21 protein-coding genes are annotated in these 22,436 nt (G+C 41.3%); 10 read left to right on the forward strand and 11 right to left on the reverse strand.

Annotated features, from left to right (window positions below):
• Positions 1-2: 2 nt before the first annotated feature.
• The 5 genes from RM553_RS01245 (at position 3) to RM553_RS01265 (ending at position 5,222) form a co-directional block, all read left to right on the forward strand.
• On the forward strand, positions 3-1,667 hold the full coding sequence (locus tag RM553_RS01245) for a pyruvate dehydrogenase complex dihydrolipoamide acetyltransferase (protein WP_311533116.1): 1,665 nt from the start codon (positions 3-5) through the stop codon (positions 1,665-1,667).
• A gap of 130 nt (positions 1,668-1,797) precedes the next feature.
• Entirely contained in the window at positions 1,798-2,796 is a 999-nt protein-coding gene (locus RM553_RS01250; RefSeq protein WP_311533119.1) for a M20/M25/M40 family metallo-hydrolase, read from the forward strand.
• Positions 2,797-2,848: 52 nt separating this feature from the next.
• A complete protein-coding gene (locus RM553_RS01255; RefSeq protein ID WP_311533121.1) occupies positions 2,849-3,529 on the forward strand; it encodes an SDR family NAD(P)-dependent oxidoreductase in 681 nt (226 codons plus the stop codon).
• A 6-nt stretch (positions 3,530-3,535) separates the two neighbouring features.
• A complete protein-coding gene (locus RM553_RS01260) occupies positions 3,536-4,135 on the forward strand; it encodes a SprT-like domain-containing protein (RefSeq protein ID WP_311533123.1) in 600 nt (199 codons plus the stop codon).
• Between the two features lie 7 nt (positions 4,136-4,142).
• On the forward strand, positions 4,143-5,222 hold the full coding sequence (locus tag RM553_RS01265; protein ID WP_311533124.1) for a mannose-1-phosphate guanylyltransferase: 1,080 nt from the start codon (positions 4,143-4,145) through the stop codon (positions 5,220-5,222).
• Between the two features lie 104 nt (positions 5,223-5,326).
• On the opposite strand, the gene RM553_RS01270 is transcribed toward RM553_RS01265, so the two are convergent.
• The gene (locus RM553_RS01270) at positions 5,327-6,094 is read right to left on the reverse strand and encodes an ABC transporter ATP-binding protein (RefSeq protein ID WP_311533125.1); all 768 of its coding nucleotides are present in this window, start codon (positions 6,092-6,094) and stop codon (positions 5,327-5,329) included.
• A gap of 1 nt (position 6,095) precedes the next feature.
• Positions 6,096-6,833, reverse strand: a complete 738-nt coding sequence (locus tag RM553_RS01275; RefSeq protein ID WP_311533127.1) for an MlaE family ABC transporter permease — start codon at positions 6,831-6,833, stop codon at positions 6,096-6,098.
• Positions 6,834-6,944: 111 nt separating this feature from the next.
• On the opposite strand from RM553_RS01275, the gene pafA reads away from it, so the two are divergent.
• Positions 6,945-8,585, forward strand: a complete 1,641-nt coding sequence (gene pafA / locus RM553_RS01280; RefSeq protein ID WP_311533128.1) for an alkaline phosphatase PafA — start codon at positions 6,945-6,947, stop codon at positions 8,583-8,585.
• Here pafA and RM553_RS01285 read toward each other — a convergent pair.
• The 4 genes from RM553_RS01285 to gcvP form a co-directional block, all read right to left on the reverse strand.
• Entirely contained in the window at positions 8,577-9,425 is an 849-nt protein-coding gene (locus RM553_RS01285; RefSeq protein ID WP_311533130.1) for a glycosyltransferase family 2 protein, read from the reverse strand. The two genes, pafA and RM553_RS01285, sit on opposite strands and share 9 nt — an antisense overlap.
• Positions 9,426-9,468: 43 nt before the next feature.
• Positions 9,469-9,987 carry a methyltransferase gene (locus tag RM553_RS01290; protein WP_311533131.1) on the reverse strand — a complete coding sequence of 173 codons (519 nt, stop codon included), beginning with the start codon at positions 9,985-9,987 and terminating at the stop codon, positions 9,469-9,471.
• A gap of 1 nt (position 9,988) precedes the next feature.
• A complete protein-coding gene (locus RM553_RS01295; RefSeq protein WP_311533132.1) occupies positions 9,989-11,047 on the reverse strand; it encodes a 3-oxoacyl-ACP synthase III family protein in 1,059 nt (352 codons plus the stop codon).
• 132 nt (positions 11,048-11,179) lie between these two features.
• Positions 11,180-14,029 (reverse strand): aminomethyl-transferring glycine dehydrogenase, encoded by a 2,850-nt coding sequence (gcvP, locus tag RM553_RS01300; protein ID WP_311533133.1) that lies wholly within the window; start codon positions 14,027-14,029, stop codon positions 11,180-11,182.
• Between the two features lie 405 nt (positions 14,030-14,434).
• On the opposite strand from gcvP, the gene RM553_RS01305 reads away from it, so the two are divergent.
• Positions 14,435-15,259 carry a UbiA prenyltransferase family protein gene (locus RM553_RS01305; protein ID WP_311533134.1) on the forward strand — a complete coding sequence of 275 codons (825 nt, stop codon included), beginning with the start codon at positions 14,435-14,437 and terminating at the stop codon, positions 15,257-15,259.
• On the opposite strand, the gene RM553_RS01310 is transcribed toward RM553_RS01305, so the two are convergent.
• From RM553_RS01310 to RM553_RS01330, 5 genes are all read right to left on the reverse strand, one after another.
• Positions 15,243-15,509, reverse strand: coding sequence for a hypothetical protein (locus tag RM553_RS01310; protein ID WP_311533136.1), 267 nt, complete (start codon positions 15,507-15,509; stop codon positions 15,243-15,245). The genes RM553_RS01305 and RM553_RS01310 overlap by 17 nt on opposite strands.
• Positions 15,509-16,060, reverse strand: a complete 552-nt coding sequence (locus RM553_RS01315) for a sigma-70 family RNA polymerase sigma factor (protein ID WP_311533138.1) — start codon at positions 16,058-16,060, stop codon at positions 15,509-15,511. Before RM553_RS01315 ends, RM553_RS01310 begins: the two co-directional genes overlap by 1 nt.
• A gap of 133 nt (positions 16,061-16,193) precedes the next feature.
• The gene (locus RM553_RS01320) at positions 16,194-18,227 is read right to left on the reverse strand and encodes a M3 family metallopeptidase (RefSeq protein ID WP_311533140.1); all 2,034 of its coding nucleotides are present in this window, start codon (positions 18,225-18,227) and stop codon (positions 16,194-16,196) included.
• Positions 18,228-18,437: 210 nt separating this feature from the next.
• On the reverse strand, positions 18,438-18,923 hold the full coding sequence (gene purE / locus RM553_RS01325) for a 5-(carboxyamino)imidazole ribonucleotide mutase (protein ID WP_311533143.1): 486 nt from the start codon (positions 18,921-18,923) through the stop codon (positions 18,438-18,440).
• A 1-nt stretch (position 18,924) separates the two neighbouring features.
• Complete coding sequence (locus RM553_RS01330; protein WP_311533145.1) at positions 18,925-20,085, reverse strand: 5-(carboxyamino)imidazole ribonucleotide synthase; 1,161 nt, start codon at positions 20,083-20,085, stop codon at positions 18,925-18,927.
• A 122-nt stretch (positions 20,086-20,207) separates the two neighbouring features.
• Between RM553_RS01330 and hpt the strand changes: the two genes are divergently transcribed.
• From hpt to obgE, 3 genes are all read left to right on the forward strand, one after another.
• The gene (hpt, locus tag RM553_RS01335) at positions 20,208-20,738 is read left to right on the forward strand and encodes a hypoxanthine phosphoribosyltransferase (protein WP_311533147.1); all 531 of its coding nucleotides are present in this window, start codon (positions 20,208-20,210) and stop codon (positions 20,736-20,738) included.
• A 3-nt stretch (positions 20,739-20,741) separates the two neighbouring features.
• Entirely contained in the window at positions 20,742-21,317 is a 576-nt protein-coding gene (locus RM553_RS01340) for an adenylate kinase (protein WP_311533148.1), read from the forward strand.
• A gap of 67 nt (positions 21,318-21,384) precedes the next feature.
• Positions 21,385-22,392, forward strand: coding sequence for a GTPase ObgE (gene obgE / locus RM553_RS01345; protein WP_311533150.1), 1,008 nt, complete (start codon positions 21,385-21,387; stop codon positions 22,390-22,392).
• Positions 22,393-22,436 lie beyond the last annotated feature (44 nt).

Consider the following 22,436-nt stretch of genomic DNA (forward strand, 5'->3'; position numbering starts at 1 on the left):
TTATGGCTGAAGTAATTAATATGCCACGCCTTAGCGACACTATGGAAGAAGGTGTTGTGGCAAAGTGGTTAAAGAAAAAAGGTGATAAGGTTGAAGAAGGAGATATTCTTGCCGAGATAGAAACCGATAAGGCGACTATGGAGTTTGAATCTTTCTACGAAGGAACACTGCTTCACATAGGAATTGAAGAAGGTGAAACCGCGCCTGTAGATACTTTGCTGGCTATAATTGGTGAAGAAGGAGAGGATATTTCTTCTTTAATCGAAGGAGGTTCCTCTTCAGATAAAGAAGAAGAAAAATCTTCCGAAGATAAGTCTGAAGATGCACAGGAACCAGAAGATGAAGCTGCTTCTGAAGAAGAAAATGGAGGAGACGGAGAAATTCCTGAAGGAGTAGAAATAATTACCATGCCGCGCCTTAGCGATACTATGGAAGAAGGTACTGTTGCCGCCTGGATTAAGCAGGAAGGTGATAAGGTTGCCGAGGGTGATATTCTTGCTGAAATCGAGACGGATAAGGCCACCATGGAATTCGAATCCTTCTATGAGGGAACGCTTCTTAAAATTGGGATTCAGGAAGGCGAAACCGCAAAAGTAGACAGCCTTTTGGCAATTATTGGCCCTGAAGGAACAGATGTTTCCGGCATCAGTGCTGATGGTTCAGCGAAAAAATCTTCAGCGAAAAAAGAACAAAAGGAAGATAAGGCCGAAGAAGAGCAGAAAGAAATCGCGGCTACAGAAGAAAAGAGCGCTACCACTTCAGAATCTAAAGATACGGGCCGTATTTTTGCGTCTCCTTTAGCCAAAAAAATGGCTGAAGAAAAAGGTATCGACCTTTCCAATGTGGAAGGTTCAGGAGAAAATGGCCGTATTGTTAAAAAAGACATAGAATCTTATAAACCATCTGAAAAACCTGCAACTCAAACGCAGACTGCCGGCAGCGAGGAAAAACGCGCTTCTGTGCAGCCTTATGTTCCTGCAGGGGAAGAAAGCTTTGAGGAAATTAAAAATTCTCAAATGCGCAAGACTATCGCGAAAAGGCTTGCCGAATCTAAATTTAAAGCGCCACATTATTACCTTACCATCGAGGTAGATATGGATAATGCCATGGCTTCCCGTAAGCAAATTAACGAGCTGCCAGATGTAAAGGTTTCCTTCAACGATATGGTAATTAAGGCCAGTGCGATGGCCCTTAGAAAACATCCGCAGGTAAACAGCCAGTGGACAGACGATTCTATGAAAATGGCCAAGCACATCCACATGGGAGTAGCTGTGGCCGTAGAAGAAGGGTTAGTGGTGCCTGTATTAAAATTTGCCGACCAGATGTCTATGACGCAAATTGGCGGAAATGTAAAAGAACTTGCAGGGAAAGCCAAAGCCAAAAAATTACAGCCTAAGGAAATGGAAGGCAGTACCTTTACGGTTTCCAACCTGGGAATGTTTGGAATTGTGGAATTTACCAGCATTATTAATCAGCCTAACTCTGCTATTCTCTCTGTGGGGGCAATAGTAGAAAAGCCTGTGGTAAAAAATGGTCAAATTGTAGTAGGCCATACCATGAAGCTTACGCTTGCCTGTGATCACAGGACGGTGGATGGCGCTACCGGAGCTGCATTCCTGCAGACCCTTAAAACATATATGGAAAATCCGGTGACTATGCTGGCGTAATTCATTTCCGCTTTTGCCAATAATTAATATCAAAATCCCACTATAGCGTGGGATTTTTTTATCTTTAATGCCAACCAACTGAATTTGTCATTTTGGTCTTTTTTAAACCTTCTTTTAATTATTCTGAAAAATGAAAATCCCCTTTTATAGAATAGGAGCAATAGCTTCAGTTTTTTTAACTGTTGCCTGTAATTCAGCACAAAAAAAATCTTCAGATGCTGTTATTGCTTCTGAAGATAAACAGTCTGCACGGACAAATTTTGAAGTTTCGGCGGCAGATTTAAAAGAGAACCTGGAATATCTGGCTTCCGATGAGCTTCAGGGTAGGTCAACGGGCACAGAAGGAATAGAGAAAGCCGCAGCTTATATTGAAGAGGATTTTAAGGACAACGGCATAGCCTCCTATTTTCAAAATTACAGGGACAGGTTTGAAGTTCAGGGTAAAAAAGCTTTTAATATTGTTGGGGTACTGGAAGGAAATGATCCGCAGCTAAAAGACCAGTACATTATTATTGGTGCTCATTATGATCATATTGGGATTCAGGAAGCTGTGGCCGGGGATTCTATAGCAAACGGCGCTAATGATAATGCCGCCGGGACTGTAGCGGTAATGGAACTGGCTGAAGAACTTGCAAAAATGGATAATAATGGAAGGAGCATCATTTTTGCCCTATTTTCAGGGGAAGAATTAGGCCTTACCGGTTCGGCGCATTTAGCTGAAGTGTTAAAGCAGGAAAACCTGGATTTATACGCGGTGGTAAACCTGGAAATGATTGGTGTGCCTATGAAAGATAAAGAATACATGGCTTACCTCACCGGATTTGAAAATTCTAATTTCGCTGAAAAATTTAACGGGTATGCGGGGCAGGAAATTCTGGGCTTTCTCCCTCAGGCAAAAGAATATAACCTTTTTAAAAGAAGCGACAATTATCCGTTTTTCAACCAGTTTGGGATTCCCGCACAAACCATCAGCACTTTTGATTTTACTAATTACGAATATTATCATCATGCTGAAGATGAAGCGGGAAAAATGAATTTTCAGCACATGGGAAACTTAGTCGAAGCTATTTTGCCGGCGATTTTAAAAATGGCTAATACGCCGGAAAAGGAAATTAAAATGAATGAATAACGACATTTAAAAAATTCATCAATTTAATAAACTTTATGCCGAACAAACAATTATGAAAAATATTGTAATTACCGGAACCAGCAGAGGTATAGGTTATGAACTGATTTCAATTTTTGCCAAAGCAGGGTACCAGGTGCTGGCCCTTTCCCGGAATGATGAACCTGTTAGAAAGCTAAATTTTGAAAATGTGACAGCGCTTTCCTGCGACATTGGTAAAAAGGAAGACCTCGATGAAGTTTCAGATTTTATTTCTTCTGAATGGGGGAATGTTGATATTCTAATAAATAATGCCGGCAAGCTCATTAACAAAGCTTTTGCAGAACTTACTGCCGAAGATTTTGAAATCGTTTACAGGACCAATGTAATGGGGGTGGTAGGCCTTACCCAAATAGTCCTGCCCTTGATGCCAAAAGAGGGACATGTGGTGAACATCAGTACCATGGGTGGCGTACAGGGGAGTATGAAATTTCCGGGTTTATCGGCATACAGTTCCAGTAAGGCGGCCATAATAACTTTAACGGAATTACTGGCTGAAGAATATAAGGAAACTGGCCCGTCCTTTAATGTTTTGGCCCTGGGTGCGGTACAAACCGAAATGCTGGAAGAGGCATTTCCAGGTTATAAAGCTCCTCTTTCCGCAGAAGAAATGGCGGCTTACATTGCAGATTTCAGTTTAACAGGAAATAAATACTACAACGGAAAACTTTTGCAGGTTTCCAACAGCACACCTTAATTTTTGATGAAGCATATACTTGAAAAATATCTCCCCAGTCATGCTACGGAGCCGGTTTTTATGCTTATAAAAGACAATAATGTCCATCTTAAAATTGTAAACGAAAGAAGGACCAGGCATGGCGATTACCGCCGGATGCCTAATGGGGCGCAGCAAATTACAATTAACGCTAACCTCAATAAATACCGTTTTCTTATTACACTTGTGCATGAAATTGCGCACCTGCTGGCTTTTGAACGCTTCGGTAGAAATATTAAGCCGCACGGCACCGAGTGGAAGCTTACCTTCCGCAACCTGATGTTGCCCTTTATACGCCCGGAAATTTTTCCGCAGCAATTATTGCCTTTAATCGCCAGTCATTTCAGGAATCCCAAAGCCAGTAGTGATACAGATGCGAGATTATCGGTGGCACTAAAAAGTTTTGACCCGAACAATGATAGGAGTTATGTTTTTGAGGTGCCTTTTGGGGCGGTTTTCAGGATATATAACGGGAAAGTTTTCAGAAGAGGGGAGAAAAGAATCAAACGCTACGAATGTTTGGAAATGGCTACCGGAAAGATATATTTGTTCCAGCCAAATGCAGAGGTTGAACTTTTAAAAAATTAATATTAGAATGAACAGTAATTATTACGCTATTTTAATGGCAGGTGGAGTAGGTTCCAGATTCTGGCCTGTAAGTACAGCAATGTGCCCAAAGCAGTTTCAGGACGTTTTAGGGGTAGGCGAAACTTTGGTACAAAGTACCTTTAGGCGGCTTTCACAGCTTATTCCGCGGGAAAATATTTACATCCTCACTAATAAAAACTACAGTGATATTGTTAAAGAGCAGCTGCCAGGGGTAAAGCAGGAGCAAATTGTTCTGGAGCCTGTTATGCGCAATACCGCTCCAAGCATCCTGCTTGCTGCCATGAAAATAAAGCAAAAAAATAAGGATGCCGTAATGATGGTGGCGCCCAGTGATCATTGGATCCAGGGGGAGCAACAGTTTGTTGAAGACCTGGAATTTGCCTTTGAAGAGGCCGCAGAGGATGATAAACTAATCACGCTGGGAATTACCCCAAGCTTTCCCAATACCGGGTACGGCTATATAAAATACGATGACACAGAAGAAAAAAGGATGATGCCGGTACAGGCATTTACAGAGAAGCCAAATTTTAAAAAGGCAGAAGCTTTTCTAAGAGAAGGCAATTATGTCTGGAATGCAGGGATCTTTATATGGAATGCCAATGCGATCCTTCAGAATTTTGAAAAATTACTGCCGGAGATGTACAGGCTTTTTGAGAAGGGCAATGCTGCCTGGAATACCGAGAAGGAACAGGAATTTTTGGATGAAAACTATCCGCTGGCTAACAAAATTTCTATTGATTATGGTATTATAGAGAAGGCGGAAAACGTTCATATGATTCCTGCTTCTTTTAAATGGAATGATTTGGGTACCTGGGGGTCTTTGCAGGAGCAACTTCCGCAGGATGATAATGGAAATACGCTTATTAACGCCCGTTTTCTTTCTTTTGAAGCTGAAGGGAACATCATACGGACTGAAAAAAATAAGGTGGTTGTAATTGAAGGGCTCAAAGATTACATCGTGCTGGAAAATGAGCAGGTTTTATTGATAATGCCTAAGAAAAACGAGCAAAACATAAAAGAGATCAGGGATAAAGCTATGGAAAAATTTGGGGATAAACTTGGATAATTTCCGGCAGGGACAAAAGAAGCGGCTTTCGGTTTTTGCTGAAAAAGAAGACACACAGCGGCTAAATGAAGATCAAAACTGATATCCTTAAACTTACTTTAAAGCTATAGTCCCTGTAGTTGCGCCTGTCTTACTTTTTTGAACAAGTCTGAAGAATAAACAAAGTCTGTAACAGTTTCGTCATCGGTCTTAAATATCTGGCTTTTGTCACCTTTCCACGCGAGAACGCCATCTTTTAGAAACGCGATGTTCTCACCAATTTCCAGTACAGAGTTCATATCGTGCGTAATAACCACCGTGGTGATTTCGTACTCCACAGTAAGTTCATGGATAAGGTTATCTATAATTGTAGCTGTTTTTGGGTCCAGCCCGGAGTTAGGTTCGTCGCAAAATAAGTATTTCGGCTTATTTACAATTGCTCTTGCGATAGCCACCCTTTTCTGCATCCCTCCGCTGATTTCCGCAGGAAACTTTTTACGATGCTCTTCTCCCAGCTTAACCCGATCCAGCACTTCATAAACGCGGTCCAGGTGGTTTTTTTTCTTTCCTTTTCTAAACATCCTTAGCGGGAACATCACGTTCTCTTCCACCGTCATAGAGTCAAATAAGGCGCCTCCCTGGAAGAGCATTCCCATTTCCTTCCGCAACTCGCGTTTTTGTTCGGGATTAAAACTGGAATACGCTTTTCCATCATACTCTATTTTTCCTTTCTCCGGAGTAAAAATCCCCAGCATGGATTTTAGCAATACACTTTTTCCTGAACCGGATTGCCCAATAATAAGGTTTGTCTTTCCGGTTTCAAACACAAAGTCGATCCCCTTTAGTACATTCTGTTCACCAAAACTCTTATGTAGATCTTTAACTTCAATCATGTTAGCTAAGTAATAATTGGGTTACTATATAATTTGTAACGATAATTACCACACTGGTCCATACAAAAGAGGTGGTACTTGCTTTTCCTACTTCCAGGGAACCACCGGTCATGTAGTAACCATGGTATGCCGGGATAGTGGCGAGGATCATGGCAAAAAGAAAGGTTTTAAAAAAAGCGTAGAAAACCTGGTAACCTATAAAATCCTCCTGTAATCCGCTAATAAAAGCTTCCGGGCTTAGAAAGCCGCCAAAAACCGCTGCGGCGTAAGCGCCCATAATTCCTAAGAACATGGAAATGGCAATAACAAACGGATAAGTTAACATTGCGATAATCTTTGGGAAAACCAGGTAATTTAGCGAATTTACCCCCATTACTTCCAACGCGTCTATTTGCTCGGTTACCCTCATAGAGCCAATACTTGAGGTAATAAAAGATCCTACTTTCCCCGCCATGATTATAGAAATAAAGGTGGGAGAAAATTCCAGGATTATAGACTGCCTCGCAGCATATGCCACCAGGGATTTGGGGATTAGCGGGTTGTTGAGGTTTAAAGCCGTCTGCAATGCCACAACTCCACCAATAAAGAAAGAAAGGAACGCCACAATGCCTAATGAGCCTATTACCAGTTCATTGATTTCCTTAAAAATTAATTCTTTCAATACCGAGCGTTTGGTCATTCTGCCAAACACCCCTTTAATCATTAAAATATATTCACCAATGGAATGCAGATAACTCATTCAACAATTTTTGTAAAGCTAAAATACAAAAAAGTGCCACTAAAGTTATTAACGTAGAATTAAAGTTTTTGCCACGCTAATCCTTAACTTCGTGTCTTTAAAAAACCTATTATGAAACGCATAATTTTTTCGTTCCTGGCGCTTGTTCTTATTTCCCCCGTTAAAGCCCAGGAAGTAAAGAATGAAAAACCAAAACTGGTTGTGGGGATTGTGGTAGACCAGATGAGGTACGATTATCTCACCAGGTTTTGGGAAAGATACGGGGAAGGAGGCTTTAGAAGAATGATAAATGAAGGCTACAACTTTAAAAACAACCATTTTAATTATGTGCCTACCTATACCGGCCCGGGACATACCTCGGTACATACCGGCACCAGCCCGATGAATCATGGGATAATAAGTAACAGCTGGTATGATAAGTTTGAAGGAGCAGAAGTTTACTGTGCAGGGGATCCTTCTGTAGAACCTGTGGGAACCACTTCTTCCGCAGGAAAAATGTCCCCTCATCGAATGAAGGTTACCACGGTTTCAGATCAAAACCGCCTGCATACCCAAATGCGGGGAAAAACAATAGGTATTTCCATAAAAGACAGGGGCTCTATTTTGCCTGCGGGACATACTGCCAATGCTGCTTACTGGTACCATGGGGGGGACGAAGGTAAATTTATAACCAGCTCCTATTATATGGAGGAACTGCCGCAATGGGTTAAAGATTTCAACAATTCCAACGCTGCGGAAGAATACTTCAAAACCTGGAATACGCTGGAAGATATTTCAACTTATAAAGAAAGCGGGGCAGATATTAACAACTTTGAAGGTGGTTTTAGAGGAAAGGAAACGGCTTCTTTCCCTTATGATCTTGCTAAACTAAAGGATGAGAATGGTAATTATGAGATAATTCCTCAAACTCCTTTTGGCAATGATCTTATCCTGGATTTCATGTTGGTGGCAATTAGAGCCGAGCAACTGGGCCAGGATGAGGATACCGATTTTCTGGATGTGAGCTTTTCCAGTACAGATAAAGTAGGGCATAATTTTGGGGTAGATTCCAAAGAGATTGAGGATACTTATTTAAGGTTGGACAGGAATATTGCGGAACTGCTGCAGTATCTGGACAATTATGTGGGAGAAGGTAATTATACTGTTTTTCTTACTGCCGATCATGGAGGAGGAGAAGTTTCCAGCTACCTGAAATCGGTAAAAATTCCTGCTGATTACTTTGATTACAATGCATTCTCAGATAATCTTCATGCTTTTGTGGAAGAGGAATACGGCGAATCAGACTTCATTGAGAATATTTCCAATAATCAGGTATTCTTTAATTATGATGCTTTAGATGAAGCTGATATTGCAACTAACGAACTGGAAGAAAGGATCGCCCATTATATCCTTCAGCAGGATCAAATCGATAAAGTTTTTACAAGGTCCCAGTTAGAAAACGGCGGACTTACCACCGGCATGGGAGCTTTAATCCAAAACGGTTTTAACCAGAAGCGCAGTGGAGATGTGGTTTTTGTGCTTAATCCCGGCAGCGGCTATTCCAAAGGTTCCACCCACGGCAGCGGCTACAGCTACGATACGCATGCGCCCCTGCTTTTCTTTGGAAATGGTATTCCGCATGGCAGTACAACAGAGCGTTCAGAAATTACAGATGTGGCACCAACTGTTTCGGCTTTGCTGGGAATAGAATTTCCAAGCGGTACAACCGGTCATCCATTATACATTATGCTGGACCAGGAAATTTCAGAATAACTTTTTACGAATATTTTTCCAACGCAGTGCTCTTATAAAGCGGCCTTCTTCTTCGGAAACAAGAAAAGGCTGCTTTTCTTTTTTAGCTTTAAAGTAGCCACGGAGGGAGTCCAGAAGAAACGTGGACTGTTTCTTTTTGAAGGCCAGTTTGGCTGAAGCAATTCCAGTAAGAGCAAATCCGTAATGCAGTCGGTAAAACGCTTCTCCCTGTTTATATTTAGATGTTTTGTTATAATTTTTTCCTGTAGGTTTAAGATGTTTTACCAACAGGCTTTCATCTGTTTTAATTTTCCAGCCGTGATATTGTGCAAGTAACTCATCCAAAGTATCCCAGCCCATCGCTGGCTTTAATTTTCCAATTTCAAGAAAGCATGCCTTGCGATAGGCTTTTAAAGCCCCGCGCACATGGTCTTTCCCGGTTAAGTCTTCTTTTATCCAGCTACCTTTTTCAAATATGGAGCAAAAGCCTCCGCAAATTCCGGTTTTGGGAGAATTCTGGAAGTGTTCAGAGAGCTTTTCAAGATAATTTTCAGGGAAAAGCAGGTCGGCATCAAATTTACAGATCACATCATAATGCTCACCCATTGTTTCATAACCTTTATTGAAGGCATTGATCACTTTGCTGCCGGGAAGATGCGTGCTGCCTGATTGATTTCTCACCAGCTTTATAAATGGATATTTGAGGATAAAAGACTCCACAATGTCTGCAGTCTCGTCAGAAGAATTATCGTCTACAACCACAATTTTATCCGGTAATTTAGTCTGCTGAACCAGGGATTGCAACGTTTGGCCAATAAATTCAGCTTCATTATGGGCCGGGATAACTATATAAATTCTCACAAGATGAATTTTCTAGTCTGTAATTTACAATTTAATGGATACTTCACCTTTCCGCGTAAACCGCATAATAACGGGGTGTAATCCTTCTTAACAAAGGACGTACTCCTACTTTATTTACCGGATTTGTCCATTTTGCGGTGTCCTTTATTTTCCAGCCTGCCTTTTCAAGTAACCAGTCAAACTGCCAGTCTTCAAATTCGTGGTAATGCCGGTCCCATTTGTCGGTTTTGCTTCTGTAGGCCGGAGAAAACCATAATTTTAGCGGAATGGTAGCGATGAGTTTTTCAGCTTTTATATCCTTCAGTACATTAAAAGGCGCCACAAGATGTTCAAAAATTTCAAAGGCAGTAACAGCTTCATGACCTTCTTTTTTTACTGCGGAAGTATCCAGGTCCAGGTCTTCTCCGGAAGTGTTGGTTACTTTATAGCCTTGCTTCCGCATCACTTCAGAAAATGGATTTTCTACTCCTAAGTCTAAAATGTTTGCGGGTGAAGCAACATGTTTTTGTAAAAATTCAATGGTTTCCCTGTACCTTTTGTTCGGAAAGCTGTTTTCGTACATGCTAATATTGGTAAACTACCGCGTTAATGTTCATGCCTGCTCCAACACTTGCAAAAATCATTACGTCCCCATCCTTCAGTTCCTGATTCTCTATTTCACCATTAATAACCAGGTCCAGAAGAGTAGGCACAGTGGCCACACTGCTGTTGCCCAGCTCCTGGATAGTCATGGGAGTAACATATTCCGGGACATCCAGGCCATGTAAATTGTAAAAGCGTTTAATGATGGCATCATCCATTTTTTCGTTGGCCTGATGAATAAATATTTTTTTCAGGTCCTTTATTGATTTCCCGCTTTTTTCGAGGCAGGATTTCATGGCTTTAGGTACATTGACCAGTGCAAACTCATAAATTTTACGCCCGTTCATCTTTATGTACCTGAGATCCTGTGGGGCTTCAGCATTATTGGATTTACCAAAATAGATATAATTCGCTTCGTTGTAAGCATAAGTGGCACTCTCGTGTGCCAGGATTCCGCCTTTTTCTTCTGAAGATTCCAAAACAGCCGCTCCTGCACCGTCTGAAAAGATCATGGAATCACGGTCATGCTTGTCAACAACCCGGGAAAGTGCTTCCGCCCCTATTACCAGGCACTTTTTTGCCATTCCGGCCCTAATAAAAGCCTGCGCCTGTATTAGTCCTTCTATCCATCCGGGGCAGCCAAAAAGCACATCATAACCCACGCAGGATGGATTTTTAATCCGTAGATGATGTTTAACACGTGTGGCCATGCTTGGAACGGTGTCACTCTGGTGACAATTGAATTTTACATCACCGTAATTATGCGCCACAATAATATAATCCAAAGTTTCGGGGTCTATTCCAGAAGCTTCAATAGCCTTTTGAGCGGCAATAATTGCCATCTCCGAGGTATTTAAATTATCGTCCAGGTACCTTCTTTCTTTAATTCCTGTGATGGCTTTGAATTTTTGAATAGTGCTTTCGTTATCACCCGGGAAGGTAGAACCATCTATATTATAAAATTCATGTTGATGAAAATCAGCATTTTTAGTAATTACATTAGGGATGTAGCTTCCTGTGCCGGTTATTTTAATGCTCATTTTTTCGGAACTTGTTAAGTTTGTCTAATTTAACGAAATATTGGGAATTTTTTGCGCCTACCGATGGAAATTACGATGGCTGGCACAAAAATCGGAAGCAAAAAAGAGGAGCTAACAAGCTCCTCCAATGTTTTAAGCTTCAGCATATTCCTCGGTGGGTGGGCAGGTGCACATTAAATTCCTGTCGCCAAATGCCTCATCTACACGCCTAACGCTTGGCCAGAACTTGTTTTCCCTAACATACTCCAGGGGATAGGCTGCCTTTTCCCTGTTGTAAGGAAGGTTCCATTCATCTGAAGTAAGCATTTGCAAAGTATGCGGTGCATTTTTAAGGACGTTATTTTCATCTTCGGCAGAGGTTTCTCCGATTTCCTTTCTAATAGAAATAAGCGCTTCACAAAAACGGTCCAGCTCGGCCTTACTTTCGCTTTCGGTAGGTTCAATCATCACCGTTCCCGCTACGGGAAACGAAACGGTTGGGGCATGAAAACCATAATCTATAAGCCTTTTTGCGATATCTGTAACTTCAATCCCGTTTACTTTAAAAGGGCGGCAGTCAATAATCATTTCGTGGGCAGCCCTTCCTCTTTCTCCGGAATAAAGGGTCTTATAATGTTCATTTAGACGCTCTTTTAAATAATTGGCGTTCAAAATAGCATATTCTGTTGCTTTCCGGATTCCTTTTGTTCCCAGCATCCGTATATAACCATAGGAGATCAGGCAAACTAAAGCCGACCCCCATGGAGCGGAAGAAATTGCCCCGATGGCTTTTTCTCCGCCTGTTTTTATCACAGGATTGCCGGGCAAAAATGGCTTTAACTGTTCGGCAACGCAAATTGGGCCAACACCGGGCCCGCCGCCACCATGTGGAATGGCAAAGGTTTTATGCAGGTTCAAATGGCAAACATCGGCACCTATAGCTCCAGGGTTTGTTAGCCCAACCTGGGCATTCATATTTGCCCCGTCCATATAAACCTGTCCTCCGTTATCATGGATAATATCGGTGATTTCCTTAATAGCCGATTCAAACACCCCGTGGGTGGAAGGGTAGGTAACCATTAAAGCTGCCAAATTATCTTTATGTTTGATAGCTTTCTCCCTAAGGTCTTCCACATCTATATTTCCGTTTTCTGATGCTTTGGTCACGATTACTTTCATTCCCGCCATTACTGCGGAAGCAGGATTGGTGCCGTGGGCCGAAGACGGAATAAGGCAAATATCGCGATGGCCTTCGCCTCTAGACTCCTGGTAAGCTCTTATTACCATTAACCCGGCATATTCTCCCTGCGCGCCGGAATTTGGCTGAAGGGAAGTTGCCGAAAATCCAGTGATCTCGGTAAGGTATTCTTCCAGTCTTTTTAATACAACCTGGTAACCTTCGGCCTGTTCTACCGGTGCAAAAGGGTGGATGTTCCCCCATTGCGGATTGCTGAGCGGAAGCATTTCTGAAGCCGCATTCAGCTTCATGGTGCAGCTTCCCAGCGAAATCATGCTGTGGTTTAAGGATAAATCTTTGCGCTCCAGTTTTTTGATATAACGCATTAATTCCGTTTCTGAACGGTAAGAGTTGAAAACCTCATGCGTTAGAAATTCTTTTTTACGCTGAATCTCCGTTGGGATTACCGTGTTTTGAAGAAGCTCCTTCAGAGGTTCAGCCTCTTTTCCGGCAACTTTGGCGAAAACCGCGATAATATCATTAACATCTTCAAGGGAGGTCGCTTCATTTATAGCAATAGAAACAGTTTCTGTATCGGGATAATAGAAGTTGATCTCATTTTCTTCTGCTATTTTCTTAACAGCTTCAGCTTTGGCCTTAACCTGAATAGTATCGAAATAAACCGAATTTACCTGTTCAAAACCTAACTTTACCAGTTCAGCAGAAAGATTGGTCGCTGAATAATGTACGGTATCAGCAATATATTGTAGACCTTCCGGGCCATGATATACTGCATACATTCCAGCCATAACTGCAAGTAAAACCTGTGCAGTACAGATGTTTGAAGTGGCTTTGTCTCGTTTTATATGCTGCTCCCGCGTTTGCAGGGCCATTCTAAGGGCGTTATTGCCATCGACGTCTTTGGTTACCCCAATAATTCTTCCCGGCAGGTTTCTTTTGTATTCTTCTTTGGTGGCAAAATATGCTGCATGCGGGCCACCATATCCTAATGGAATTCCAAAACGCTGCGTGGTGCCTACAACAACATCTACTCCTAATTCCCCCGGGGCCTGGAGTTTAACGAGGCTAAGAATATCGGCAGCTACGGCTACTTTTATTTCAGCTTCTTTACAATTGGCAATAAATGAGGAGTAATTATGTACTTCCCCAAATTTTCCAGGATATTGTAGAAGCACTCCAAAAAAGTCCGAAGAGAAATCAAAGTTTTTATGCTCCCCAATTACCAGCTCGATACCCAGGAAATCTGCCCTTGTACTTAAAAGGGAAATGGTTTGAGGCAGGGTTTCTTCAGAAACAAAGAATTTATTAATATTTTCTTTCTTTTGCTTTCTGTCCCGAACTGCATGCAATAAAGCCATAGCTTCTGCCGCCGCGGTAGATTCATCCAGGAGTGAGGCATTGGCAATTTCCATCCCGGTAAGGTCACTCACCATGGTTTGAAAGTTGAGTAAAGCTTCAAGGCGGCCCTGCGCGATTTCAGCTTGGTAAGGGGTATAAGCAGTATACCACCCCGGATTTTCCAAAATATTACGCTGGATTACCGCCGGTAATATTGCCTGGTGATAGCCTAAGCCAATATAGCTCTTGAAAACCTTGTTTTTAGCAGAGAGTTTTCCAATATGTTCCGCATACTGGTTTTCACTCAGTGCCACAGGAAGGTTTAGGGGAGATTTAAGCCGAATATCGTCTGGAATGGTTTCGTAGATCAACTGTTCAAGAGAATCTACCCCTATGGTTTGCAACATTTCTTTTAGTTCGCTTTCCCTGGGGCCAATATGGCGCAGTGCAAAAGAATCTGTCCTCATTAAAATACTGTTGTGTTTTGAGCTGCGAAATTACATATTTTAAATGTAAAATAGCCTGATTTAAAGGCGAGCAGTTGTTAAGATTTTATGCAAGTCTAAATGAAGAAAAACCGCTGCTGGAATTTAATAAAAAATACTTTCCCGGGGGAGAAAGTATTTAAAAACTAGAATGGTTAATAGATGTTACTTTTGTTATATATACGCAAGACAGCGGAATTTAGTTTTCGATTTCGGAATAAAATAGATGTAGCGTAAATAATAATCTTTGAAATGTTACTTAATTACCCCAATCTTACAGGATTAAATACGGTTTTGTAAGAATTATATAGTCACAGAGGTTTTTATTACTGCCGTTGTAAGTTGCACATTTGCCCTGCTGAAGCTTTAACTTTGTATTTTTACTAAATGAATCTATTGAAAAATTTATTAGACCTGTACATTAACAGTAGTATTCATGTGGCTTTGGCAGTGGTTTCTTTGAGCCTGGTAAGTTTTTTCAAATTTCAGATCTCTCCTGATTATGATTTGCTGCTTTTTATCTTCTTCGGGAGCATTACCGGTTATAACTTTGTAAAGTATGCGGGAATAGCAAAATTGCACCACCTTAGCCTTACCCGAAATCTTCGATTTATCCAGGTTTTTTCTCTGGTTTGTTTTCTTGGGGCGGGATATTTTGTTCTGCAACAGTCCTGGCAAATATTAATACTTTCGGGAGTTTTAGGAATATTTACCTTGCTGTATGCGGTGCCATTCTGGAAAGGGAAAGCAAATTTAAGGAGTTTAAACGGGACAAAAGTCTTTGTGATCGCCGTGGTCTGGGCTGGAACCAGTGTGCTGCTGCCACTTCATAAGTTATATAATTTGGAAAACAGGGACGTGTTAATTGAATTTTTTCAGCGCTTCCTGCTGGTAATAGTACTCATGCTTCCCTTTGAAATCAGGGACCTGAAATTTGATACCTTGCAACTGGGGACGATCCCGCAGCGTGTGGGATTTGGTAAAACGAAAATCCTGGGATACGTCTTGTTGCTGCTGGTAATTCTTGCTGAAGTTTTTAAAGAAAGGTTTTTACTAACCAACTTTATTTCCCTGGTTCTTGTTTCCCTGGTCTCAGGAACATTTCTTTACAAAACCAGAATAGATCAACAGCCATATTTCGCGTCTTTTTGGGTAGAGGCAATTCCAGTAATGTGGCTGGGAATAACCGTTGTGGTTATAAATCTTTTTTAGCCAGTTCTTCCCTTATTCTTTCTTTCCAGAGCTCTTTGTCTACTTTATTGCAGGTTTTTAAGTTGGATTTTTTTATCAATCTGGTAAGTTGGGTATTGCGGGCGGTATATTGCTTACAGCGCCGGCAGACGGCCAGGTGCATAAGCAATTTGATTTTATTTGCGCGGCTAAGTTCTTTATACTGCGCTTTATCGCAACAATTTTCTGCCTTGGAACAGTCAATAAGAAAAAAGAAATTTCTAAACATCATTAAAACCAGTTTTTTTCCAGGCATGCAGCCATCGCCACCCGTGCTCTGTGAATAATCACCCACAGGTTAGACGGGGTTATATTAAACTCATTACAAATCACTTCAGTATCTGCACCATCAATAGTTTTCATTTTAAAGATCGCAGCCTGCTTTTCATTCAGCTGGTCCAGGCATTCCAAAATGGCCATTCCCAGTTCGGTGTTTTCCATTTCATCTTCCGCATTACGGTCTGAGGCGTCTGCCACCTGCTCTTCCAGCCATTCTCCATCGCTATATTCATCAGAATAATTTATATGGACTTCAGCCTTCCCTTTTTTGGAATTTATACGGCGGTAATAATCTATAATTTTTCTTTTAAGTATTGAAATGAGCCAGGTGCGTTCACTGGCTTCTCCTTTGAAGTTCTTTTTAGATTTTAGCCCGGCAAGAAAAGTTTCAGAAATAAGATCATTGGCAATCTCACGATCATTTACCCGAACAATCGTGTAATTAAAGAGATAATCGGAATATTTGTCTACCCATTTGGTGGGGTCTAGGCTGTGCGCTGGCATGATCTTTAGCTGAATGTCTTCATCCAAAAATAGAAAAAGATAGCATCAAATGAGTTATAAAAATGATAAGATTAAAAGTAATCGGCCAAGTTCCATTTTAATCTGAAAATCAGCCGATTTTCTATTTTGCATCCTAGTTTGGAATTAATCCTGCCCTTTTCAACAGTGCGTCAGGTTGAGGCTCTTTTCCGCGGAATCTTTTATAGAGTTCCATTGGATGTTCTGTACCTCCCCGTGAAAGTATATTTTCCCTGAACTTATTGGCGACTTCCCGGCTGAAGATTCCCTGTTCCTGAAAATATTCGAAGGTATCAGCATCCAGGACCTCTGCCCATTTATAGGAATAATATCCAGCAGAATACCCACCCTGGAAAATATGGGAAAAAGATGTGCTCATGCAATTTTCAGGCACATCCGGATACAACCTTGTAGGTTCAAAAGCTTTATCTTCATGCGCCTTAACATCTGTAATCCCGGTGGGGTCTATTCCATGCCAGCTTAGATCTAGCATTCCAAAGCTTAGTTGTCTCAAGGTAGCCATTCCTTCATGAAAATTAGCCGATTCTTTTATCTTTCCTACCAGTTCCATAGGAATGTCTTCTCCGGTCTTGTAATGTTTGGCAAATAACTGTAAAGCCTCTTTTTCGTAACACCAGTTTTCCAGCACCTGGCTTGGCAGTTCCACAAAATCCCAGTACACATTTGCTCCTGAAAGGCTTGGGTAAGTAGTATTGGCTAGCATTCCATGTAAGGCATGCCCAAACTCATGGAAGAGCGTGGTTACTTCGTTAAAGGTGAGTAAAGAAGGTTCTGTTTTAGAGGGTTTGGTGAAATTACAAACTATAGAAATATGCGGCCTTTCGTTTTTGCCATTTTCTATGGCTTGCTGTTTGTAAATAGTCATCCACGCGCCATTGCGCTTACCTTCCCTCGGATGGAAATCGGCATAAAAAAGTGCAACTTCTTCATCATATTCATCGGTAACCCTGTACGTTTTTACATCGGGATGATATTTATCCACATCAAAAACTTCATTAAAGCTAAGGCCGTAAAGTTTGTTAGCGACAAGAAAAACACCTTCAATTACATTTTGGAGTTTAAAATAAGGCTTCAGTTTTTCATCATTCAGGTTAAAAATTTCCTGTTTTAATTTTTCTCCATAATATGCCGCATCCCATTTTTCAAGATTGTTGATCTTGTCCAGTTTTTTGGCGAAATTTTCCAGTTCGGCAAATTCTCTTTCCGCAGCGGGTTTTGCCTTTTCCAGAAGTTCATTTAGAAAATCATTTACCTTTTCAGGCGTTTCGGCCATTCGCTGTTCCAGCACAAAATGCGCGTGGGTTTTAAAACCTAACAAGTTTGCCCTTTGATGTCTCAATTTGGCAATTTTCAGCACATTTTCCTGGTTATCCAGCTCATCACCATGAAAACCTTTAGCTCCAAAGGCAATGGCCATTTTTTTTCGGAGCTCCCTGTTTTCAATATATTTCATGAAAGGGATATAACTGGGGTATTGCAGTGTAAAGATCCAGCCTTCTTTCCCTTTATCTTCCGCTGTAGATTTTGCTTCTTCCCTAAAACTTTCAGGCAGGCCTTTCAGGTCTTCTTCATCGGTAATATGGAGCTCGAATTTATTAGTTTCCTCCAGGACGTTTTCCCCAAATTTTAAGCTTAAGGAAGACAGCTGCTTATCGATTTTCCTTAATTCCTGCTGTTTTTCTTCAGGTAAATTGGCGCCGTTCCTGGAGAAGGCTTTATATTTTTTCTCCAGTAGAGTCTTTTCTTCAACCCCTAAATCGAGGTTTTCCTGCTCCTGAAAAACCTTTTTCACCCTTTCAAATAGAGCTTTATTAAGGATGGTATCGTTCTTAAATTCGGTAAGTAACGGGGAAACTTCCTGGGCGATTTGCTGGATTTCCTTATTGGTTTCCGCAGAGTTTAAATTGAAGAAAATGCTGGTTACCCTGTCCAGCTGTTTTCCTGCAAAATCAAGGGCTGCGACAGTGTTTTCGAAGGTTGGTGTTTCTTTAGAACCGGCAATCTCATCTATTTCTTTCCTGGCTTTTTTTATGGCTTCCAGGATTGCAGGTTTGTAATGTTTGGTTTCAATTTTTGAAAAGGGAGCCTCATCAAAAGTTTCCAAAAGAGGGTTATATGTGGGTTGCATAATTTTCGTTTATTAATGTTATTGATATTTATTATAATGTAAAAAGTAGCTTTTGGGACTTTTTTAACTATATTTACACCTTGAACAAAACATTTAAAGTGTAGTTAATTTTAAGTTGTGGATTAATATATTTAGAATGGTTAATAAATAGGATTTACAAATTGAAAAGGAAGTTAACTACTCCGCAAGCCGCATTTTATGCGGCTTGTTTCATTTTTGTACCTTTTTAGAACCTTCTATTACTTTCTCTTTAAGCCCTTCTTTATAAACCAATATTTTATCCAGTACGCATTTATCTGAACACCCAATAATCTGCGCGGCGAGAATGCCCGCATTTTTTGCCCCGTCCAGCGCTACTGTGGCTACCGGAACTCCGCCGGGCATTTGCAGTATAGATAAGACCGAATCCCATCCATCTATGGAATTTCTGGATTTTACGGGAACCCCAATAACCGGAAGCGGAGAGAGGGAAGCAATCATGCCGGGTAAATGGGCGGCGCCACCAGCTCCGGCAATAATCACCTGTATATCCCTGGTGTGTGCGTTTTTGCCGTAATCAAACAATTTTTCGGGGGTGCGGTGGGCAGAAACAATATCAACTTCCACTTCAATATCAAAACCTTTCAGGATGTCGATTGCCTCCTGCATCACCGGCAGATCGCTGGTGCTGCCCATAATTACTGCTACTTTTCCCATTTTATTTTTTTGAAATTACTTTAATTGAATTTTTTACTTCTTCAGCTATCTTCCTGGCTTCAGAAATTTCCCGGTTTACAATAGTTACATGTCCCATTTTTCTAAAAGGCCTGGTGATCTTTTTTCCGTAGATGTGAGGCGTCACGCCTTTCATGGACATTATTTTTTCAATATTTTCATAAACCACCTCTCCTTCATGATTTTCATCTCCTACAAGATTCACCATAATTCCGCCAAGCTTGCTTTCCGTTTTTCCCAATGGAAGGTCCAGGATGGCCCTAATATGTTGCTCAAACTGGTTGGTATAGCTGGCTTCAATACTATAGTGCCCGCTGTTATGTGGCCTTGGGGCAACCTCGTTAACCAAAATATCATCTTCTTTGGTCTGGAACATTTCTACGGCAAGTAATCCTACATGCTTAAAAGCTTCGGAAACTTTTTTGGCCAGGTTTCTTGCTTTTTCAGCTACTTCGGAATCTATCCTGGCGGGGCAAATCACGTATTCCACCTGGTTGGCGGTAGGATGAAATTCCATTTCTACCACCGGATAGGTTTTAACTTCGCCTGAAGGATTTCGCGCCACAATTACGGCCAGCTCATTCTTAAAAGGGATCATTTCTTCCGCGATACATTCGGCGTCTTGAATTTCTTCTAAATCTGATTTAGCTTTTATCACGGCCACCCCTTTCCCGTCATAACCTCCGGTAGTGCTTTTCCATACAAAAGGGAAAGTTCTTTTTCCTTCTTCAATAGCCTTTATAAGTTCTTCTTTACTGCCGAAAATTTCAAAGCCGGCAGTAGGAATTTGATGGTCCAGGTAAAATTTCTTCTGAACTCCCTTATTCTGAATTTTTTCCAGGGTTTCTGCCGAAGGATAAGTTTTAATACCTTCTTCTTTTAACTTCCTAAGGGCATCCACATTTACGCCCTCAATTTCAAAAGTAAGCACATCTACTTTTCTCCCAAAATTAAGAACCGTCTCATAATCCATAAGATCACCCTGTTCAAAATAATTGCAGGAGATCCTGCACGGGGCTTCAGGATTGGGGTCTATAACGTGGGTTTGTATATCGAGCTTCCGGGTTTCATAAAGCATCATTTTTCCCAGCTGTCCCCCGCCAAGAATGCCTAATTTGAAATCTGAAGAAAAATAATTGAGCATATATATTTCAGGTTTAAGCAAAAATAAATTTTTAAGGTGGAAACAGCCACTTATTCTGTATAAATCTGATAGGGTGGGTAATTGAGAATCCTTATCTTTGCCTCTTTAAAATTTTTGATGTTTTGATCCAACTTCACGATTTACAATTCGAACCTTTTATTTCCGAAGCAGAAATTGAGGAAGCCATTGCTAAAGTGGCAATTAGCCTGAATGAAGAGTACAAAGGGCAAAATCCTGTTTTTGTGGGAGTTTTAAACGGCGCTTTCATGTTTGCTTCAGATGTGATTAAAAGATTTGAAGGGGATTGTGAAGTGAGTTTTGTTAAACTGGGCTCGTATGAAGGTACTTCTACTACCGGTACAGTAAAAACCCTGGTAGGGCTTAACCAAAAGTTGAAAGGTAGGAAGGTGATTATCCTTGAGGATATTGTGGATACGGGCAACACCCTGGAAGAAATTAACCGTATTCTGGAAATAGAAGAGGTGGCAGATTACCAGGTGGCAACATTGTTTTTTAAGCCTGAAGCTTATAAAAAGGATTTTGAGATTAAATTTAAAGGACTGGAAATCCCCAATAAATTTATTGTGGGTTACGGCCTGGATTATGACGGTTTAGGCAGAAATCTTACACAAGTATATAAACGCAAAGAATAAAAAATGACAAATCTGGTGCTTTTTGGCCCTCCCGGAGCAGGAAAAGGAACGCAGGCTTCTGTGTTAAAGGAAAAATATCAACTGGTGCATATCTCTACCGGAGATGTGTTCAGGCATAATATTAAAAATCAAACCGAGCTCGGTCTAAGCGCGAAATCCTTTATAGACAGGGGGCAGCTGGTTCCCGATGAGGTTACTATAAATATGCTGCGTGCCAAAGTTGAAGAGCATAAGGACGCTAAAGGCTTTATTTTTGACGGCTTTCCAAGAACAGTGGCACAGGCTGATGCTTTAGGTGAATTACTGGCTTCTATGAACGAAGAAGTGGATGCTATGGTTGCGCTGGAAGTGGAAGATGAAATTTTGGTGGAGCGTTTGCTCGAACGGGGGGAAACTTCCGGAAGGCCTGATGATGCAGATGAAACCGTGGTGCGAAGAAGAATAAAAGTTTATTACGAAGAAACTGCTATTCTGAAACAATACTATCAGAAACAGGGTAAATATTACGGAGTAGACGGAGTGGGTTCTATTGAAGAAATTACTGAAAGGCTAAGCAAAGTTATAGATAAACTTATCTAGGCCGGCTTCCCGATTTTTATATTTAGCTGCTAAACCTTAAACTTCCCTCAAAGGAGAAACTACAAAAATGACTGAAGGAAATTTTGTTGATTACGTGAAAATTCATGTTAGTTCCGGAAACGGGGGTAGCGGTTCTTCCCATTTGCACCGGGAAAAATATGTTGCCAAAGGCGGCCCCGATGGAGGCGACGGCGGTAGAGGAGGCCACGTGATTATACGGGGGAATAAGAATCTCTGGACCCTTTTTCACCTAAAATTTAAAAGGCATGTAAGGGCAGAACATGGAGGAAACGGGGGAAAGCAGCGCAGTACAGGTTCCGATGGTTCCGATGAATATATAGATGTTCCGCTGGGAACGGTAATTCGGGATACCGAAACACAGGAGATAATTCATGAAATTACTGAGGACGGAAAGGAATATGTAGTTGCTGAAGGAGGAAAGGGCGGACTTGGAAACTGGCATTTTAAAAGTTCCACAAACCAGACGCCACGTTATTCCCAGCCGGGGATAGACGGGCAGGAGGTAGATGTTACCCTGGAGTTAAAAGTACTGGCAGATGTTGGCCTGGTTGGTTTTCCAAATGCCGGAAAATCTACGCTTCTTTCTGTGATCACCGCGGCAAAACCAAAAATTGCCGATTATGAGTTTACCACTTTAAAGCCCAACCTGGGGATTGTGCAATACAGGGATTACAAAACTTTTGTGGTGGCAGATATTCCCGGAATTATTGAAGGGGCAGCTGAAGGGAAAGGGCTTGGTTACCGCTTTTTGCGCCATATTGAAAGAAATTCCACCCTGCTTTTCTTAATTCCTGCAGACGCGCCCGATGTGAAAGAGCAATATGAAATTCTTGTGGACGAGCTGCGCCGGTATAATCCCGAAATGCTGGACAAGGACAGGCTCATCGCGATCTCGAAAAGCGATATGCTGGATGCAGAGTTGAAGGCGGAACTAAAAAATGAGCTGGATAAAAGCCTTAAAGCCGATTATGTTTTTATTTCTTCTGTAGCGCAGCAGGGCCTGACTGAGCTAAAAGACAGGCTTTGGGAAATGCTGAATAAGAAGCCTGCTTAATATTACGAATTTTTCTTTTCTGGGATAGTTTTTGCTTATTTTTA

It is taken from the genome of Autumnicola tepida, assembly GCF_031846485.1.
Classification (GTDB): Bacteria; Bacteroidota; Bacteroidia; order Flavobacteriales; family Flavobacteriaceae; genus Autumnicola; species Autumnicola tepida.

Excerpts from the sequence above, each read along its gene's own strand:
- RM553_RS01245 (WP_311533116.1), top strand. The coding sequence starts at position 3 with ATGGCTGAAGTAATTAATATGCCACGCCTTAGCGACACTATGGAAGAA.
- RM553_RS01250 (WP_311533119.1), top strand. The coding sequence starts at position 1,798 with ATGAAAATCCCCTTTTATAGAATAGGAGCAATAGCTTCAGTTTTTTTA.
- RM553_RS01255 (WP_311533121.1), top strand. The coding sequence starts at position 2,849 with ATGAAAAATATTGTAATTACCGGAACCAGCAGAGGTATAGGTTATGAA.
- RM553_RS01260 (WP_311533123.1), top strand. The coding sequence starts at position 3,536 with ATGAAGCATATACTTGAAAAATATCTCCCCAGTCATGCTACGGAGCCG.
- RM553_RS01265 (WP_311533124.1), top strand. The coding sequence starts at position 4,143 with ATGAACAGTAATTATTACGCTATTTTAATGGCAGGTGGAGTAGGTTCC.
- RM553_RS01270 (WP_311533125.1), bottom strand. The coding sequence starts at position 6,094 with ATGATTGAAGTTAAAGATCTACATAAGAGTTTTGGTGAACAGAATGTA.
- RM553_RS01275 (WP_311533127.1), bottom strand. The coding sequence starts at position 6,833 with ATGAGTTATCTGCATTCCATTGGTGAATATATTTTAATGATTAAAGGG.
- pafA (WP_311533128.1), top strand. The coding sequence starts at position 6,945 with ATGAAACGCATAATTTTTTCGTTCCTGGCGCTTGTTCTTATTTCCCCC.
- RM553_RS01290 (WP_311533131.1), bottom strand. The coding sequence starts at position 9,987 with ATGTACGAAAACAGCTTTCCGAACAAAAGGTACAGGGAAACCATTGAA.
- RM553_RS01295 (WP_311533132.1), bottom strand. The coding sequence starts at position 11,047 with ATGAGCATTAAAATAACCGGCACAGGAAGCTACATCCCTAATGTAATT.
- gcvP (WP_311533133.1), bottom strand. The coding sequence starts at position 14,029 with ATGAGGACAGATTCTTTTGCACTGCGCCATATTGGCCCCAGGGAAAGC.
- RM553_RS01305 (WP_311533134.1), top strand. The coding sequence starts at position 14,435 with ATGAATCTATTGAAAAATTTATTAGACCTGTACATTAACAGTAGTATT.
- RM553_RS01310 (WP_311533136.1), bottom strand. The coding sequence starts at position 15,509 with ATGATGTTTAGAAATTTCTTTTTTCTTATTGACTGTTCCAAGGCAGAA.
- RM553_RS01315 (WP_311533138.1), bottom strand. The coding sequence starts at position 16,060 with ATGCCAGCGCACAGCCTAGACCCCACCAAATGGGTAGACAAATATTCC.
- RM553_RS01320 (WP_311533140.1), bottom strand. The coding sequence starts at position 18,227 with ATGCAACCCACATATAACCCTCTTTTGGAAACTTTTGATGAGGCTCCC.
- purE (WP_311533143.1), bottom strand. The coding sequence starts at position 18,923 with ATGGGAAAAGTAGCAGTAATTATGGGCAGCACCAGCGATCTGCCGGTG.
- RM553_RS01330 (WP_311533145.1), bottom strand. The coding sequence starts at position 20,085 with ATGCTCAATTATTTTTCTTCAGATTTCAAATTAGGCATTCTTGGCGGG.
- RM553_RS01340 (WP_311533148.1), top strand. The coding sequence starts at position 20,742 with ATGACAAATCTGGTGCTTTTTGGCCCTCCCGGAGCAGGAAAAGGAACG.
- obgE (WP_311533150.1), top strand. The coding sequence starts at position 21,385 with ATGACTGAAGGAAATTTTGTTGATTACGTGAAAATTCATGTTAGTTCC.